General features: G+C 67.8%; 18 protein-coding genes. 11 read left to right on the forward strand and 7 right to left on the reverse strand.

Annotation, left to right across the window (positions count from 1 at the left end):
• Position 1: 1 nt before the first annotated feature.
• Genes BMX32_RS01150 through BMX32_RS01165 form a run of 4 tightly spaced genes read left to right on the forward strand, consistent with a single transcriptional unit; the run spans position 2 to position 3,031 of the window.
• Positions 2-334, forward strand: a complete 333-nt coding sequence (locus tag BMX32_RS01150; protein WP_089973990.1) for a hypothetical protein — start codon at positions 2-4, stop codon at positions 332-334.
• Positions 335-368: 34 nt separating this feature from the next.
• Complete coding sequence (locus BMX32_RS01155) at positions 369-1,157, forward strand: SDR family oxidoreductase (RefSeq protein ID WP_089973991.1); 789 nt, start codon at positions 369-371, stop codon at positions 1,155-1,157.
• A 7-nt stretch (positions 1,158-1,164) separates the two neighbouring features.
• Positions 1,165-2,616 (forward strand): aldehyde dehydrogenase, encoded by a 1,452-nt coding sequence (locus BMX32_RS01160; RefSeq protein WP_089973992.1) that lies wholly within the window; start codon positions 1,165-1,167, stop codon positions 2,614-2,616.
• Complete coding sequence (locus BMX32_RS01165) at positions 2,606-3,031, forward strand: RidA family protein (RefSeq protein WP_089973993.1); 426 nt, start codon at positions 2,606-2,608, stop codon at positions 3,029-3,031. The genes BMX32_RS01160 and BMX32_RS01165 overlap by 11 nt, the downstream gene beginning before the upstream one ends.
• A gap of 37 nt (positions 3,032-3,068) precedes the next feature.
• Here the strand turns inward: BMX32_RS01165 and hutG are convergent, their stop codons facing one another.
• Positions 3,069-3,845, reverse strand: coding sequence for an N-formylglutamate deformylase (hutG, locus tag BMX32_RS01170; RefSeq protein WP_089973994.1), 777 nt, complete (start codon positions 3,843-3,845; stop codon positions 3,069-3,071).
• Between the two features lie 16 nt (positions 3,846-3,861).
• Positions 3,862-5,223: a glutathione-disulfide reductase gene (gene gorA / locus BMX32_RS01175; RefSeq protein WP_170843531.1), complete on the reverse strand. Its 1,362-nt coding sequence runs from the start codon at positions 5,221-5,223 to the stop codon at positions 3,862-3,864.
• 176 nt (positions 5,224-5,399) lie between these two features.
• Here gorA and BMX32_RS01180 point away from each other — a divergent pair, with 176 nt between their 5' ends.
• The gene (locus BMX32_RS01180) at positions 5,400-5,972 is read left to right on the forward strand and encodes a C40 family peptidase (RefSeq protein WP_244511361.1); all 573 of its coding nucleotides are present in this window, start codon (positions 5,400-5,402) and stop codon (positions 5,970-5,972) included.
• Between the two features lie 125 nt (positions 5,973-6,097).
• Positions 6,098-6,592: an Ohr family peroxiredoxin gene (locus BMX32_RS01185; RefSeq protein ID WP_089973995.1), complete on the forward strand. Its 495-nt coding sequence runs from the start codon at positions 6,098-6,100 to the stop codon at positions 6,590-6,592.
• A 102-nt stretch (positions 6,593-6,694) separates the two neighbouring features.
• Here the strand turns inward: BMX32_RS01185 and BMX32_RS01190 are convergent, their stop codons facing one another.
• Positions 6,695-7,183: an FKBP-type peptidyl-prolyl cis-trans isomerase gene (locus BMX32_RS01190; RefSeq protein WP_089973996.1), complete on the reverse strand. Its 489-nt coding sequence runs from the start codon at positions 7,181-7,183 to the stop codon at positions 6,695-6,697.
• A 53-nt stretch (positions 7,184-7,236) separates the two neighbouring features.
• Positions 7,237-8,472, reverse strand: coding sequence for an MFS transporter (locus BMX32_RS01195; protein ID WP_089973997.1), 1,236 nt, complete (start codon positions 8,470-8,472; stop codon positions 7,237-7,239).
• Positions 8,473-8,594: 122 nt separating this feature from the next.
• Between BMX32_RS01195 and BMX32_RS01200 the strand changes: the two genes are divergently transcribed.
• From BMX32_RS01200 to BMX32_RS01215, 4 genes are all read left to right on the forward strand, one after another.
• Positions 8,595-8,888: an EF-hand domain-containing protein gene (locus tag BMX32_RS01200; RefSeq protein ID WP_089973998.1), complete on the forward strand. Its 294-nt coding sequence runs from the start codon at positions 8,595-8,597 to the stop codon at positions 8,886-8,888.
• Between the two features lie 50 nt (positions 8,889-8,938).
• A complete protein-coding gene (locus BMX32_RS01205) occupies positions 8,939-9,595 on the forward strand; it encodes a class I SAM-dependent methyltransferase (RefSeq protein WP_089973999.1) in 657 nt (218 codons plus the stop codon).
• A 224-nt stretch (positions 9,596-9,819) separates the two neighbouring features.
• On the forward strand, positions 9,820-11,202 hold the full coding sequence (locus BMX32_RS01210; protein ID WP_089974000.1) for a DEAD/DEAH box helicase: 1,383 nt from the start codon (positions 9,820-9,822) through the stop codon (positions 11,200-11,202).
• Between the two features lie 87 nt (positions 11,203-11,289).
• On the forward strand, positions 11,290-11,727 hold the full coding sequence (locus BMX32_RS01215) for a hypothetical protein (RefSeq protein WP_089974001.1): 438 nt from the start codon (positions 11,290-11,292) through the stop codon (positions 11,725-11,727).
• Here BMX32_RS01215 and rimJ read toward each other — a convergent pair.
• Both rimJ and fghA read right to left on the reverse strand, forming a co-directional pair.
• Positions 11,711-12,265, reverse strand: a complete 555-nt coding sequence (rimJ, locus tag BMX32_RS01220) for a ribosomal protein S5-alanine N-acetyltransferase (protein ID WP_170843532.1) — start codon at positions 12,263-12,265, stop codon at positions 11,711-11,713. The two genes, BMX32_RS01215 and rimJ, sit on opposite strands and share 17 nt — an antisense overlap.
• The gene (fghA, locus tag BMX32_RS01225) at positions 12,262-13,110 is read right to left on the reverse strand and encodes an S-formylglutathione hydrolase (protein ID WP_089974002.1); all 849 of its coding nucleotides are present in this window, start codon (positions 13,108-13,110) and stop codon (positions 12,262-12,264) included. The genes rimJ and fghA overlap by 4 nt, the downstream gene beginning before the upstream one ends.
• 147 nt (positions 13,111-13,257) lie before the next feature.
• On the opposite strand from fghA, the gene BMX32_RS01230 reads away from it, so the two are divergent.
• A complete protein-coding gene (locus tag BMX32_RS01230; RefSeq protein WP_089974003.1) occupies positions 13,258-15,111 on the forward strand; it encodes a DEAD/DEAH box helicase in 1,854 nt (617 codons plus the stop codon).
• 538 nt (positions 15,112-15,649) lie between these two features.
• On the opposite strand, the gene BMX32_RS01235 is transcribed toward BMX32_RS01230, so the two are convergent.
• A complete protein-coding gene (locus tag BMX32_RS01235; protein ID WP_089974004.1) occupies positions 15,650-16,018 on the reverse strand; it encodes a YkgJ family cysteine cluster protein in 369 nt (122 codons plus the stop codon).

Raw genomic sequence — 16,018 nt, forward strand, 5'->3', positions numbered from 1 at the left:
CATGGTGACCGCGGTCTATCTCTACCTCCTGTTGCTCCTGGGCGCCGTCGCGTTCTTCCTGGTGCACTTCGTCGCCCAGTGGCGCTTCACGGCGCTGCTGCGCGCGCGCTATCCCGATCAATGGAAGACGATCACCGAGGCCGACACCGGTCGGCCCAACGGTATGGCGAACTGGCTCCGCGTGCGTCGCGTGCTGCGCTCGGACGCGCCGGCGCTCTTCAACGACGCTGCGCTCGATCGCTGGCAGCGCTGGTGGCGGCTCGCGCCGTGGTTCGCCTGGCCGTGCTGGTTCGCCGCAATGGCGATACAGTGGTGGGCGATGAAACAGGGCTGACCCGCCCTACTCCACCCACCCAGGGAGCGAACGCATGGATCTTCGTCTCACCGGTCGTCACGCGCTCGTCTGCGGCGCATCGCAAGGCCTTGGCCGCGCCACGGCGTTCGAACTCGCGGCACTCGGCGCCAGCGTCACGCTCCTGTCGCGCTCCGCCGATGCGCTCGCCGCGATCGCCGCCGAACTTCCCGCCACGCAGCCCGGGCAGACGCACGGGCACGTGGCCGTCGACATGCTCGATACGGATGCGCTCGCCGCGGCCGTGGCGGGCGTGGTCAGGAATCACGCCGTGCATATCCTCGTGAACAACAGCGGCGGGCCGCCGCCGGGACCGGTGTGGAGCGCCGAACCGGACGCGTTCATCACCGCGTACCGGCAGCACGTGATCGCGGCGCAGGTCGCCACGCAGGCGTGCCTGCCCGGCATGCGCGAGGCGCATTACGGTCGCGTGATCAACATCATCTCGACTTCGGTGAAGGAACCGATTCCGAATCTCGGCGTGTCGAACACGGTGCGCGCAGCGATGGCCGGCTGGTCGAAGACGCTCGCATCCGAAGTCGCCTCCGACGGCATCACCGTCAACAACATCCTGCCTGGCTACACGCGCACGCCGCGCCTGGAGGCCCTCGTCGAGGCGAGCGTGAAGGCCGGCCGGACGCGCGACGAAGTCGAGCGCGGCCTGCTCGCCACGGTGCCCGCGGCGCGTTTCGCCGAACCCGCGGAAGTGGCCGCCGCGATCGCGTTCCTCGCCTCGCCGGCCGCCGGCTACATCACCGGCGTCAGCATCCCGATCGACGGCGGCCGCACCCGCGGCCTGAACTGAGGCCGGCATGCACGCACTCGCCAACCTGATCGACGGTCGTTCGCGCGCACCGCGCGCCGGCGGTTACCTCGACGTCGTGGAGCCGGCCACCGGCCAGACGTTCGCGCGCTGCCCCGATTCCGACGCCACCGATGTCGCCGATGCCGTGGCCGCGGCCGCGCGCGCCGCGGAGGGTTGGGCACGCACGCCCGCGGACGTCCGCGCACGATGCCTGCACCGGCTCGCGGATGCCATCGAGGCGCGCCTCGAACCTTTCGCGGCCGCCGAATCGCAGGACAGCGGCAAGCCTCTCGCGCTGGCCCGTTCCCTCGACATTCCGCGCGCCATCGCCAACCTGCGCTTCTTCGCCGCGGCCGCGGTGCAGTTCGGCGGCGAATCGCACGCCATGGAGCACGGCGCCATCAATTACACGCTGCGCCTGCCGCTGGGCGTGGTGGGCTGCATCAGCCCGTGGAACCTCCCGCTCTACCTGTTCACGTGGAAGATCGCGCCGGCGCTCGCGGCCGGGAATACCGTCGTGGCGAAGCCGTCCGAGGTGACGCCGTACACGGCTTGGCTCCTCGGCACATTGCTGGACGAGGCCGGTTTCCCGCCGGGCGTGCTCAATATCGTGCACGGTACCGGCCCGGTCGTCGGCGAGGCGATCGTCACGCACGACGCGGTCAAGGCGATTTCGTTCACCGGCAGCACGCGCACCGGCGTTGCCATCGCGTCGGCGGCGGCGCAGCGGCTGAAGAAGGTGTCGCTCGAACTCGGCGGCAAGAATCCCGCCATCGTCTTCGACGACTTCGATTTCAGCGACGCGTCCATGGCGACGATCGTACGCTCGGGCTTCGCGAATCAGGGCGAGATCTGCCTGTGCGGCTCGCGCCTGCTCGTGCAGCGGACGATCTACGAGCGCTTTCGCGAAGCGTATCTCGAGCGCGTGCGCGCCCTGCGCGTGGGCGACCCGCTCGACGCGTCGAGCCAGCTCGGCGCCCTGGTGTCCGGAGCGCATTTCGCGAAGGTCATGGGCTGCATCGATCGCGCCCGGACGGAAGGCGGCACGATACTGACCGGTGGACGCCGGGTCGATGTCGAAGGGCGCTGCGCGGCCGGCTGGTTCGTCGAGCCCACCGTCATCGAAGGGCTGGCGCCGCATGCCGCGACGAACCAGGAAGAAATCTTCGGTCCGGTCGTCACGCTCATCCCGTTCGACACCGAAGCCGAGGCGCTGGCGATCGCCAACGGCACGCCCTACGGTCTCGCGGCTTCCGTGTGGACGCGCGACGTCGCCCGCGCGCACCGTTTCGGGGCGAAACTCGATGTCGGTATCGTCTGGGTGAACTGCTGGATGCTGCGCGACCTTCGCACGCCATTCGGTGGCAGCAAGCAATCGGGGGTCGGCCGCGAAGGCGGATTCGAGGCCATGCGTTTCTTCACCGAAGCCAGGAACATCTGCATCGATCATGGGCAATGACGTCATCCGCGCCGACGGCGCACCGGCGCCGGTCGGCGCCTACCCGCATGCACGCCGCGTCGGACAGCTTCTGTTCCTGTCCGGCATCGGTCCACGGGTACCGGGCAGCAACGCGATCCCAGGCAACGTCGTGGACGCGTCCGGCGCGCTCGTGTCGCACGATATCGAGGCGCAATGCCGCCAGGTGTTCGCCAACGTGCGCGCGGTGCTGGAGGCCAGCGGCGCGCGGTTCGAAGACCTCGTGGACGTGACCGTCTATCTCACCGACATGGCGGGCGATTTCGCGACGTACAACCGGCTGTACGCGGAAGCGTTCGCGGGCGTCGATGCGTGCCGTACCACGGTCGAGGTCAACGCGTTGCCGACCGCGATCGCCATCGAGCTCAAGTGCGTGGCGGCACTGGGCAGCACGTGAAACGCCCGGTGAGAGCCAGCCTGCTGGCTCCCACCGGTCAGCCGAGGCACACCTTCAGCAGATCGCCGATCACCATCTGCACGTTCGCGGCCTGTTTCGGCAGGTATTCGAAGGTGTCCTCGTCCATGTAGTTAAGCTGGGCGAGCTCGAGCTGCACGGCATCGATGCCCTCGTCGGGCCTGCCGTAGTGCCGCGTGATGTAGCCACCCTTGAAACGGCCGTTCACGGCGTGCGTGTAGTCGCCTTGCGCATCCAGCACCGCGGCGAGCCTCGCCTGCAACGCCGGCGAGCAACTGGCGCCATCGGCCGTACCGAGATTGAAATCCGGAAGGCGGCCCTCGAACAGCATCGGCACGTGGCTGCGGATAGAGTGCCCTTCCCACAACACGACGCGCCCGTGCAGCTTGCGCAGGCGACGCAGCTCGTCGAGCAACGCCGCGTGATACGGCTTCCACCAGCGCTTGACGCGATCCGCGATCTCGTCGGCATCCGGCTCGGCACCGGGACGGTAGATGGCCTCGCCGCTGAAGAGCTGCGTCGGCACGAGGCCCGTCTCGTTCTGGCCGGGATAGAGCGGATGGCCGTCCGCCGGACGATTCAGGTCCACCACGTAGCGTGAGGCGAACGGCTTGATCACGCTCGCGCCCATCGCACGTGCGAAATCGTACAGCTCCGCGACGTGCCAGTCGGTGTCCGGGCTGCGGCGCGCGGGGCGCTTCATGCGCGCGGCCACGTCGTCGGGGATCGCGCTGCCGTTGTGCGGCAGGCTGATCAGGAGCGGCGCGGTGCCGCGGTGCAGGGTATACGGGGTCATGGTGCGAGTGTAACGCTCATCCGGGTACGCGATCTCCCAGCAGGACCATCTCTTCGGCGGAGGTCGGATGGATGGCCAGCGTCGCGTCGAAGTCGGCCTTCGTCGCACCCATCTTGATGGCGACGGCGAAGCCCTGGAGGATCTCGTCCACGCCCGGTCCGAGCATCTGCATGCCGACGACCCGCGAGTCCTCACCGACGCAGATGAGCTTGAACCGCGTGGTGATGGGACGGTGCGCCAGCGCCAGTTGCATCGGCACGAAGGACTGCTTGTACAGGTGCACGTCGGCACCGTACCGCTCGCGCGCCTGCTGCTCGTTCATGCCGATGGTGCCCAGCGGCGGGTGCGAGAACACCACGCTCGGGATGTTGTGGTAATCGAGCTTCGACTCCGCCTTGCCGGCGAAAAGGCGGTCGGCGAGCTTGCGTCCCGCCGCCACCGCCACCGGCGTCAGCTGCATGCGCGGCGTCACATCGCCGATCGCGTAGACACCCGGCACGCTGGTGTTCTGGTAGTCGTCGATCGCGATGAACCCTTCCGCGTCCGTGGCGACGCCGACCCGTCCCAGGTCCAGCGACGCCGTGTTCGCGTGCCGACCGACGGCCCAGATCACGGCGTCGTACGGGCCGGGGCGATCGCCGGTATCGCAATCGAGCATCAGCACGCCGTCCTTTTCGTGCACCGCCTCGATCTGGCAGCGGTAGTGGATGCGGATGCCATGCTGGCGCATCTCGTCGCCGAGCCCATAGGCCATTTCTTCGTCGAAGTCGCTCATCAGCCGGCCACGCACGAACACGTCCACGTCGCTGCCCAGCGCGCGAAGCACACCGGCGAGTTCGACGGCGATATACCCGCCGCCGACGATAGCCGTGCGCCGCGGGCAGGCGCGCAGGTCGAAGAAGCCATCCGACGTCATGCCGAGGTCGAACCCCGGTTTGTCGAGGCGATTGGCCGACGAGCCCGTGGCCACGATCACGTGCGGCGCCGTGAGCTCGCGATCGCCCGCCCGAATACGATCCGGCGCGAGAAAGCGGCCCATGGCCTTCACGAGCGTGACGTGCCCGTTATCGAGCGTCTGCCTGTACTTCGTGTGGATACGATCGATGTAGGCGTCGCGTCGCTCGATGAAGCGCGGCCAGTCGAGGCTGCCGGGTTTATCGGTGAACCCATAGTCGACCGCGATGTATTGCGCCTCGGCCATCTGCGCGGCGTACCACATGGCTTTCTTGGGGACGCAGCCGACGTTGACGCACGTGCCGCCGAGCTCGCCCGGTTCGATCAGGGCGACCTTCGCGCCGTGCTTCGACGCTCGTATCGCCGCGCCCAGACCGCCCGAGCCGCCGCCGATCACGATGAGGTCGAACGATTCCACGGTCATGCGCCGCTCCAGGGCTGGAAAAGATCGACCGTAGCAGATGGGTCGGGCCGGACGCATGCAGCCGATTGCCGCGTCTCGCCTGTCTCCGCGATAAATTCGCGCGGTTTCACAGGCATTCCTTGCAACCCATTGATTTGATAACCTCGGCTGGCCGCTCCTTACAGGGGAAACGCCCGATGTTCCGTTCCACCCGTCCCGCCCTGCCACGCAACAGCCTTCCGATGCTCGCGGCCGCTGGCCTGGCGCTGCTTCTGGCCGCCTGCGGAAGCGCTCCGCACAAACCTTCTTCGTCGCAGAAGCGCAACCCGGCGTCGGCCGTGCCGATCGCGAAGAATCTCGGCTGGTCCACCCGCCCGGCCGACGCCCCGCCGGCCGATGCGGCCAACGACGTGCTCTTTCGCGCCATCGGCCTCGTGGGAACGCCCTATCGCTGGGGCGGCAATACCCCACAGGGCGGCTTCGACTGCAGCGGCCTCATCAACTACATCTACCTCACGTCGACCGGCCTGCGCCTGCCCCGTACCTCCGCCGAGATGGCCGCGCTCGACAAGCCGAAGGTCGGCGAGGAAGACCTCGCGAGCGGCGACCTCGTGTTCTTTGGCCGGGGCCACGTGACCCATGTCGGGGTTTACGTGGGAAAGGGTCGATTCGTACACGCCCCGAACTCCGGCGGTACGGTACGTTTGGACGACCTCGACGGCGCGTACTGGAAAGAAAACTTCGCCTACGGCAGGCGCGTCCTGAACTGAACGGACGGCAACGGGCCCGGAGGCTGTCGACAAATTGAATTGCGCGCGATTCAATCGTGTGCTCTTATAGCACCACGGCCGGCAACTCCGTGCCGCCATCCCCTGTAGACGAGAAGGACACTGCAATGAGCAACGCTTCCAAGTTCGATGGCACGATCTCCCAGTTCGACGGCGACCAGCTCTACTTCGTCAAGGCGAAGGTCGAAGGCGGCCGCACCGGTCACGGCGAAACCCAAGGCGACGATACCCTGAAGGTGGACCTGCGCCTGCCGAAGTCGATGGGCGGCAATGGCGGCGGCAACAATCCCGAACAGCTCTTCGCCGTCGGTTATGCCGCGTGCTTCGAAGGCGCCGTGCGTTTCGTCGCGGGCAATCAGAAGGTCAAGACCGACGGCGTGGGCGTGGACAGCGAAGTGCAGCTCGGCAAGCGCAAGGACGGCAAGGGTTTCGCCATCCGCGCCAAGCTCGACGTGCACCTGCCGACGCTGAAGGACAACCCGGCCAAGGCCAAGGCGATCGTGCTCGAAGCGCACAACGACGTCTGCCCGTATTCGCACGCGACCCACGGCAACATCGACGTGGAGATCACGGTGAACGGCGCGAAGGTCTATCCGGCCTGATCACGGCTCGCAGATAAGAAAAAAGGCGCCGGGTTCCCCCGGCGCCTTTTTTTGTGGGTGGGAGCCAGCCTGGCTCCACCGACCGATCGGATACGCACGCTGTCAGTGGGCCGCGTCGCCGTTCGGGTGCGCGTGGCCGTGGGCGAGTTCCTCTTCCGAAGCGTCGCGGACGGTCTGCACGTCGATGTTGAAGTTCAGGGTCTTGCCGGCCATGGGGTGGTTCTGGTCGATGTCGACGACGCTGGAACCCACCTTCTGCACCACCACGGCGCGCTGGCCGCCTTCCTTCATCGTCAGCACGGTGGTGTCGCCCGCCTTGAGGCCCTTGCCCTGGTTCGGGAAGTACTTCTTCGGCACGCGCTGGGTCATGCCTTCCTGACGCTCGCCGTAACCCTGGTCCGGCGCGATCTCGAGGTCGACCTTGTCGCCGGCGGACTTGCCTTCGAGGCCGGCTTCCATGCCCGGAATGAGCTGGCCGTGCCCGAGCAGGATCCACAGCGGCTCGCCGGCATCGTGCGAGCTTTCGACCTTCTCGCCGTTGACGGAAAGGGTGTAGTGGAACGAGATGACCTTGTCCTTGCCAGCCTGCATGTCGGGTTCTACCAGAGTTAAAGGCGGGATTTTAGCCGTGGACGGGCCCGGCGTCACGCCGGGCCGCGATCGCGACCGAATCCGACGCCTCGCGCCTCGGGCCCCAGCCAGGTCAGCACGGCCAGCAGCACGGCCACCGCGGCGATCCAGCTCGACATGGCGAAGGCGAAATCGCCGCCATGCCGCGCGGCGATCCAGGTCTGCGCGGTCGCCGTGATGGCGGCCAGCAGGTTGCCCATCTGGTAGGCGAAGCCGGGCAACGTCCCGCGCACGGCATCGGGCGCGAGCTCGTTGAGGTGGGTGGGCACGACGCCCCAGGCGCCCTGCACCATCACCTGGATGAGGAACGCACCCAGGCCGAGCAGCAGCAGCGAGCCACCGTATGTCCACAGCGGAATCACCGGGATGGCGAGCAGCGCCGCGATGATGATCGCCTTGCGCCGGCCGATCCGCTCGGACAGCGAACCGAAGGTGAGGCCGCCGAACAGCGCGCCGAGGTTGAGCAGCGCCGTCAGCATGAAGGCCGTGGCGGAGCCCGCCGGAATCTTCAGCGTCTCCTGCACGAACGTCGGGTACATGTCCTGGGAGCCATGGCTGAACATGTTGAACGCGGCCATCAGAAGCATGAGATAGACGAAGAGCTTCCAGTGTCCGCGCATCGACACGAAGACACTTTCGCGCGGACGGTCGCGGCGGCTTTCCCACACCGGCGACTCCGGCACCTTGCGGCGGATGTACAACACGAGCAGCGCGGGCAGCGCGCCGACCACGAACAGCCCGCGCCAGCCGATCGCATCGACGAGCAACCAGTTCGCCAGCGCGGCGAGGAAGAAACCGCAGGGGTAGCCGCTCTGCAGCAACCCGGAAACGAAACCACGGGATGTCGCCGGAATCGACTCCATCGCCAGCGATGCGCCGATGCCCCATTCGCCGCCCATCGCGACGCCGAACAGGAAACGCAGCGCGAGCAGCACGCCGAGGGACGGCGCGAACGCGCACGCCACTTCGAGCAGCGAGAACAAGACGATGTCGAACATCAGCACCGGACGGCGTCCGTAACGGTCGGCGAGACGCCCGAAGATCAGCGCGCCAATGGGGCGCGCGGCGAGTGTGAGGAAAAGGCCGTACGTGACCTCCTGCTTCGGCACGTGGAACTCGGCGGCGACCGCGAGGATGACGAAGGTGAGCAGGAAATAGTCGAACGCGTCGAGGGTCCAGCCGAGAAAGCTGGCGATGACGGTATGCCGCTGCGTGTGATCGAGATCGCGCAGCGCGGCGGGTAACGGCATGAGAATTTCCTCAGCTGACAGGCGGCGCCGAGGCTAGCACAGCGCTACTATCGCCCGGCGCCTCACGGCGCCACGACAGTGTCCCGTTACACTGCCTACCAACACGACAGACGGAGTACTCGATGAAGTTCTCGCGATCCATCGTTTCATTTGCCCTCGTCGCCGCACTCGGCACCGGCGCGGCCTTCGCACACGGTTCGCCGCAGGATTCGTCCAGCGGGGCACCGGCCTTCTCCGACGTGAGCAAGGACGGCAAATACGTCAAGCGCGGCGATCTGCCCAAGGACAACGACGCCGTGAAGGAACTGCGTGCCCACTTCCCCGAGGCGGACACGAACCACGATGGAAAAGTGGACAAAGGCGAGTACGAGGCGTACCTCAACAAGGCGAACGTGAAGCAGCAGGGTCATAACTGACTCATCCGCCGGGGCGGCGTACGCCCCGGCTCTTCTACGGACGGAGTTCCATGATTCCCGATCCAGGCATCCGGCGACGCATCGCCTCCCGCTTCAGCCGCGCCGGCGACCGGATCTACATCCGCGGCAAGCTCGCGACCGACCCGGTCTACACGGCGACCGCGAACGCGATCGAAGGCCGGAGGCTCCCGCTGCTCGACATCGGGTGCGGCCTCGGGTTGCTCGGCCACTACCTGCACGCCTGCGATGCGCTGGACGAATACATCGGCCTCGATCACGACGGACGCAAGATCGCGCAGGGCCGCGACGCCGCACGCCGTGCCGGCCTGGGCGACGCCATCGCGCTGCGCGAGACGGATGCGGCGACGCCCCAGGGCGTGCGCGGGCACGTCGCGATGCTCGACGTGCTCCATTACCTGCCCCGCGAACGCCAGGACGAACTGCTCGCCTTCGCGGTGGACCATCTCGCCGACGACGGCGTGCTGATCCTCCGCAATGTCATCCGCGACGGCTCCTGGCGATACCGGGCCACCGTCTGGGAAGAGAAATTCATCAAGGCCGTGGGCTGGATCCCCGGCGGGGCCCAGTATTTCCCCACCGAAGACGATATCCGGCGCGTGCTAGAGCCCCGCGGCATCCGGGTGGCGTTCCGACCGCTTTTCGGCCGCACGCCCTACAACAGCTGGTTGATGACCGCGACCCGCTGACGCCACCCCCATTGTGCGCCGCAATAAGCTATACTAGGCGGGTCGTGCCTGCGCTCCGACTCCCTTGCGGACCCCCGGCGTGGAGATTTTCCCGCCCGTTCCCCCACCCCCGGAAGCGCGCGCGACACCGATCAGCTTGCCGTCTTCGTCATGGCTCGCGGTCGCCAAATCCATAACTCGTAGCGCGGTTCCAGGGAACGCTCGAGTCACGCAGGAGTTCCTCCATGTCTTTCGAATCGCTGGGCCTCGCGCCCGCGTTGCTGCGCGCGTTGTCCGAAGCGGGCTACGAAAAGCCGACCCCCATCCAGGCCGCCGCCATCCCCGAGGTCCTCGCGGGCCACGACCTCATGGCCGCCGCGCAGACCGGCACGGGCAAGACCGCCGCGTTCTCGCTGCCGCTGCTCCACCGCCTCGCCAGCGACACCCGTAACGAGGGTCGTCGCCCGATCCGCGCGCTGATCCTCACCCCCACCCGCGAGCTCGCCGCCCAGGTGCAGGAAAACCTGCGCGACTACGGCAAGTACGTGCGCCTCTCCAGCACCGTCATCTTCGGCGGCGTCGGCATGGGCAACCAGCTGCAGGCGCTGCGCCGCGGCGTCGACATCGTCGTCGCCACGCCGGGTCGCCTGATCGACCACATGCAGCAGCGTTCGGTCGACCTGTCGAAGGTCGACGTCCTCGTGCTCGACGAAGCCGATCGCATGCTCGACATGGGCTTCCTGCCGGCGCTCAAGCGCATCCTCGCGGCCGTGCCGCGCCAGCGCCAGACGCTGCTTTTCTCGGCCACGTTCGCGCCGGAGATCAAGGCGCTCGCGCAGCAGTTCATGCGCGATCCGCGCGAAGTGTCGACCGCGCCTGCCAACACCGTGGCCAACACGGTCACGCACGTCGTGCATCCGGTCGACGCCGCGAACAAGCGCGACCTGCTCCTGCACATCCTGTCGCAGGACAGCCGTCGCCAGACGCTCGTCTTCAGCCGCACCAAGCATGGTGCCGACAAGCTCGTGCGCCACCTGGAGCAGTCCGGCGTGAAGTCGGCCGCGATCCACGGCAACAAGAGCCAGAACGCCCGCACGCGCGCGCTGTCCGACTTCAAGTCCGGTCGCGTCACCGTGCTCGTCGCCACCGACATCGCGGCACGCGGCATCGACATCGACCAGCTGCCGGTCGTGATCAACTTCGACCTGCCGATGGTCGCGGAAGACTACGTCCACCGCATCGGCCGCACGGGTCGCGCGGGTGCCGAGGGTCAGGCCATCTCGCTCGTCAGCCACGACGAATCGGGCCTGCTGCGCGACATCGGTCGCCTGCTGAAGTCCGACCTCGCGATCAGCAACATCCCGGGCTACGAGCCGAGCACGCCGCTCCGCCTCGACGCCGGCGCGCCGCGTCCGAAGCAGCAGCAGCGCCAGCCGCGTTCGCAGAACGGCGGTGGCGGCGGCCAGGGTCGCCCCGGCGGCAACGGCGCGTCGCGCAACGCCGGCAACGGCGGCAACCGCTCTCCGGCACACCGTCCGCACGGGCATTCGGCGGCGGGCACCGGCGAGAACACCGGCAGCCACAAGCGCCGTCGCCAGCGTCGCGGCCCGGCTACCAACAAGGCCTGATGGCCTAGCCGCATGGGCGATGGTCAACCCATGCGGCATTCCGGAACATGCGCGGTGGCAGGTCCACCCGCACAGGTAACACCCCGCATGTCCCGCTTCCATCGTTATGGCGTCGCCGTGCTACGCACGGCCTTCGGCGCGTTCTTCACGTTTTCCGGCCTGAACCACATCTTCGGTTTCTGGCAGCCACCCGCACCGCAAACGCACGCCGGCAAGGCCTTCATCGCAGGGCTCGATGCCAGCGGTTTCGTCGTGCCGCTGCTCGGTGTGATCTTCGTCTACGCCGGCGTCGCACTGATGGCCGCGCGACTCGTCCCGCTCGCACTGCTGCTTCTCGCGGCACCCGTGGTCGCCATCTTCGGTTACCACTTCGTCAGCGAGGGCCACGTTCTCGGGCCGCACGTGATCGTGCTCGCCGTCTATCTGTGTCTGGCATGGGAAGAACGCCGGACATGGCGCGCCCTGTTCGTGCGCACGCCCGACCCGGCCCGCGAAGACGAGGTGCCGCTCAGCGCTGCGTTCTGATTTTCGCCATGAGCACGTGGTCTTCCCACAGGCCGTCGATCTTAAGGTAACGCTTCGCATAGCCTTCCTTCTCGAAGCCGAGGCGGGCGAGCAATCGCCCGCTGCGGTCGTTCCGCGGCATGTAGTTCGCCATCACGCGATGGAAATCGAGTGGCCCGAACGCATAGCGGATACCCGCGTCGAGCGCCTCGTACATCAGCCCCTGCCCTTCGTGACGGCTCGCGATCCCGTAGCCCAGATGGCACGCCTGGAACACGCCCCGCACCACGTTGGCGAAGGTGAAGCTCGCGATCATCTCCGTCTGGTCGGGCGTCAGCACGGCGAACGGAAATCCCCGGTCCGCGCGCGCCGCCTCGAGGCCCGCTTCGATGGCCTGACGGCAACCGTCGAGCGTGTAGTGCGACTCCGTGCGCAGCGGCTCCCACGGCAACAGATGCGCGCGATTCTCCTGGCGATACCGCAGCAACAGCGGCGCCTCGTCGACGTCGAGCAGGCGGACGATCGTGCGCGCCGTGCGCATGCGCACCGGCTCGCTCATGCGTGGAGGGCTTTGGCGTGATGCCGCAGGTGGTCGTCGATGAACGACTGAATGAAGTAGTAGCTGTGATCGTAGCCGGCCTGCATGCGCAGCTCGAGCGGCTGTCCCGCGTCTTCGCACGCGGCCTCGAACCGCTGCGGCTGCAGCTGTCCGAGGAGGAATCCGTCCGCTTCACCCTGGTCGATCAGGATCGTGCCGTCGAACCGCGCACCCTCCCGGACCAGCGCCGTGGCATCGTGCGCCTGCCAGCTGGCGCGGTCGTCGCCGAGATAGCGGGCGAATGCCTTCTCGCCCCACGGCACGCTCGCCGGCGCCACGATCGGCGCGAACGCCGACACCGAGCGATACCGACCCGGGTTGCGCAACGCGATCGTCAGCGCGCCGTGACCACCCATGGAATGGCCGACGATGCCCTGCCGTCCCATGTCGAGCGGGAAACGTTCCACGACGACCCGCGGCAACTCGTCCACCACGTAGCTGTACATCCGGAAGCGATCGCTCCAGGGCGCCTGCGTGGCGTCGAGGTAGAAGCCCGCGCCCTCGCCGAACTCCCAGTCGCCCGTCGCACCCGCAAGGCCCGTGTCGCGGGGGCTCGTATCCGGCATGACCAGCGCCAGCCCCAGTTCCGAGGCGACCCGCTGGGCTCCCGCCTTGGTCGTGAACGTCTCGGCGGTGCAGGTCAGCCCCGCGAGGTACCAGAGCACCGGCACGGGACCCTGCGTGGCCGCCGGCGGGAGGTAGACGGCGAACCGCATCGGGCCGCCGCAGGCCTCCGATTCATGGGTGTAAAACCCCTGCACGCCGCCGAAGCAGCGCTGTTCCGACACCGTCGCGATATCCGCCATTGAGCCTACCCTTACGAAAACCTGACTAAGGAGTGTAACGCTCGCGCGACATAGGGCCACGCCCCACGGCGGACGACGCATATCGCTGCTACAATATCGCTACTGCCCGGCGCCGAATGTCGCCGCCGCGCCCCTCTCGAGGTCGCCATGTCATCCCCCGATACAGACAACGCTCCGGCCCTGCCCGGTTTCAGCGCGCTCGCGCTCGACGCTAACGTCGTGCGCGCGCTGACCGAAGTTGGCTATGAGACCCCCTCCCCCATCCAGGCCGCGACGATCCCCGCGCTGCTCGAAGGCCGCGACGTCATCGGCCAGGCGCAGACCGGTACCGGCAAGACCGCGGCGTTCGCGCTGCCGGTGCTGTCGCGCATCGACCTGAAGCCCGGCAAGCCCCAGGCGCTCGTGCTCGCGCCCACGCGCGAGCTCGCCATCCAGGTCGCCGAGGCGTTCCAGAAGTACGCCACCTACCTGCCCGGCTTCCAGGTGCTGCCGATCTACGGCGGCCAGAGCTACGGTCCGCAGCTGCAGGGCCTGAAGCGCGGTGCCCAGGTCGTGGTCGGCACGCCGGGTCGCATCATCGACCATCTCGACAAGGGCACGCTCGACCTCTCGGCGCTGCGCTTCGTGGTGCTCGACGAGGCCGACGAAATGCTGCGCATGGGCTTCATCGACGACGTCGAGAAGCTCCTGCAGGCCACGCCGGAAGGCCGCCAGGTGGCACTGTTCTCCGCGACCATGCCGGCGCCCATCCGCCGGATCGCGCAGACCTACCTGAAGAACCCGGCCGAGGTCACGATCAAGAACAAGACCACCACCGCGGCGAACATTCGCCAGCGTTACTGGTGGGTCAGCGGCGTTCACAAGCTCGACGCGCTGACGCGCATCCTCGAAGCCGAGAGCTTCGATGCGATGATCGTGTTCACCCGCACGAAGTCCGCGACGGAAGAACTCGCCAGCAAGCTGCAGGCGCGCGGTTTCGCCGCCGCCGCGATCAATGGCGACATCGCGCAGGCCCAGCGCGAGCGTGTGATCGATCAGCTGAAGACCGGTAAGCTCGACATCCTGATCGCCACCGATGTCGCGGCCCGCGGCCTCGACGTCGAACGCATCAGCCACGTGTTGAATTACGACATTCCGCACGACACCGAATCGTACGTGCACCGCATCGGCCGCACCGGTCGTGCCGGACGCAGCGGCGAGGCGATCCTTTTCGTCACGCCCCGCGAGCGCAACCTGCTTCGCCAGATCGAGCGCGCCACGCGCCAGCCGATCGAGCAGATGCAGCTGCCGACGATCGAGGCCGTGAACGACACGCGCGTCAACAAGTTCAACGAGCGGATCACCGAGACCCTCGCCACCGGCGACCTCGGCCTGTTCCAGCAGCTGGTCGAGAAATACGAGCAGGAGCACAACGTGCCGGCGATCGAAATCGCCGCCGCGCTCGCGCGCATCGCCCAGGGCGACCAGCCGCTGTTGCTCACGCCGCCGCCGAAGCGCGAATACACCGAGCGTCCGCCACGCGAGTTCGATCGCGAGCGCCCGCCGCGCGATTTCGATCGCGATCGTCCGTCGCGCGACGGTGCCGACTTCAACGACCGTCGTCCGGTTCGCGAAGGCATGCGCCAGCCGCGTCCGCACGTCACCGAAAACGGCAAGAAGACCTACCGCATCGAGGTCGGGCACGAGCACGGCGTGAAGCCGGGCAACATCGTCGGCGCCATCGCCAACGAGGGCGGCGTCGAAGCGAAGTTCATCGGCCGCGTCAGCATCCGCGACGACTACAGCCTGATCGACCTCCCGGACGGCATGCCGCCCGAGACCTTCGATCACCTGAAAAAGGTGTGGGTCGCGCAGCAGCAGCTGAAGATCCGCGAGTGGGACGGCACCGAGCAGCCGCAGAGCGGCGCAGCTGGCGGCGCACCGCGCCCCCGCGGCAACTTCCGCCCGCAGGGCAACCGCCCGAGCGGTGGCAAGCCGCCACGCAAGAAGCGCGACTTCTGATGTGATGAGGGCCCCGGGAACGGGGCCCTTTTTTTTTGGAGCGGGCTCGGCTGCGCCGTCGCGTTGGGTTTCGCGTGGCCGCGAAGAGCCGTCGGCCCTCACCCTCGCCGCTCCGAGCTCCGGCGTCGCTTGGGTAAGGAGGCCGCTGCGCGGCCGTGTCCGATGGCTGCGCCCCTTCGCGCGCGGGCTTCGCGCGGGGGTCTTCGATTCGGCCTCCGTGCCTCAACGAAAACGGCCGGCCGTCCGGGCCGGCCCCCTTCGGGCCTTATCCGCGCGAATCCCTCGCCTCCACAGTCGCGCCGAGGGTGAGGGCCGACGGCTCTGCCGACCGTTGAGGCGCCGGGCGAGAAAAGGCAAAGCGTACTGCGAGGTGGAAGCCAGCCTGCTGGCGATGGATGCTCGCCATGAGTGGAGCCTTTGCCCGGTGCTCTGTGGGAGCGGCATGGCCGCGATGGTGCTTGCCGCGAGCACCCATCGCGGCCGAGGCCGCTCCCACACCAAGCCAGGAGCTCGCCGCCATGGCGCCCCAAGCCGAGGCCTAGAGCGAAGCCGCGTCGGCCGCCGCCACCGCAAAGTCCCCGGGTGTCAGCGGCACCATCCCATGACGGATGCGTGCCTTGTCGCACTGGGGGCTTGGCGTGCCGTTCTCCCAAGCCGGCTGGAGCTCGTGGCAAGGCGAGGGGCGCACGGCGTAGATACCGCAATGGGCCGCGACGCCGACTTCGCCGACGAGCGACTTGCAGCGCGGCTCGTATGCGTTCGTGCCGTGCATGTTCACGCGGTGCGGATCGAGGTGTTCGGTGAGGCTGGCCGGCGTAATACCGCCGGCCAGATCCGTTTCCATCCAGTGGAAGGCGACGCGGAACGTCGCGCAGCATGCGCCGCAGCGCAGGCAGGGGTGAGTCAT

The organism is Luteibacter sp. UNCMF331Sha3.1, from assembly GCF_900109915.1.
In the GTDB taxonomy this organism is placed as follows: Bacteria; Pseudomonadota; Gammaproteobacteria; order Xanthomonadales; family Rhodanobacteraceae; genus Luteibacter.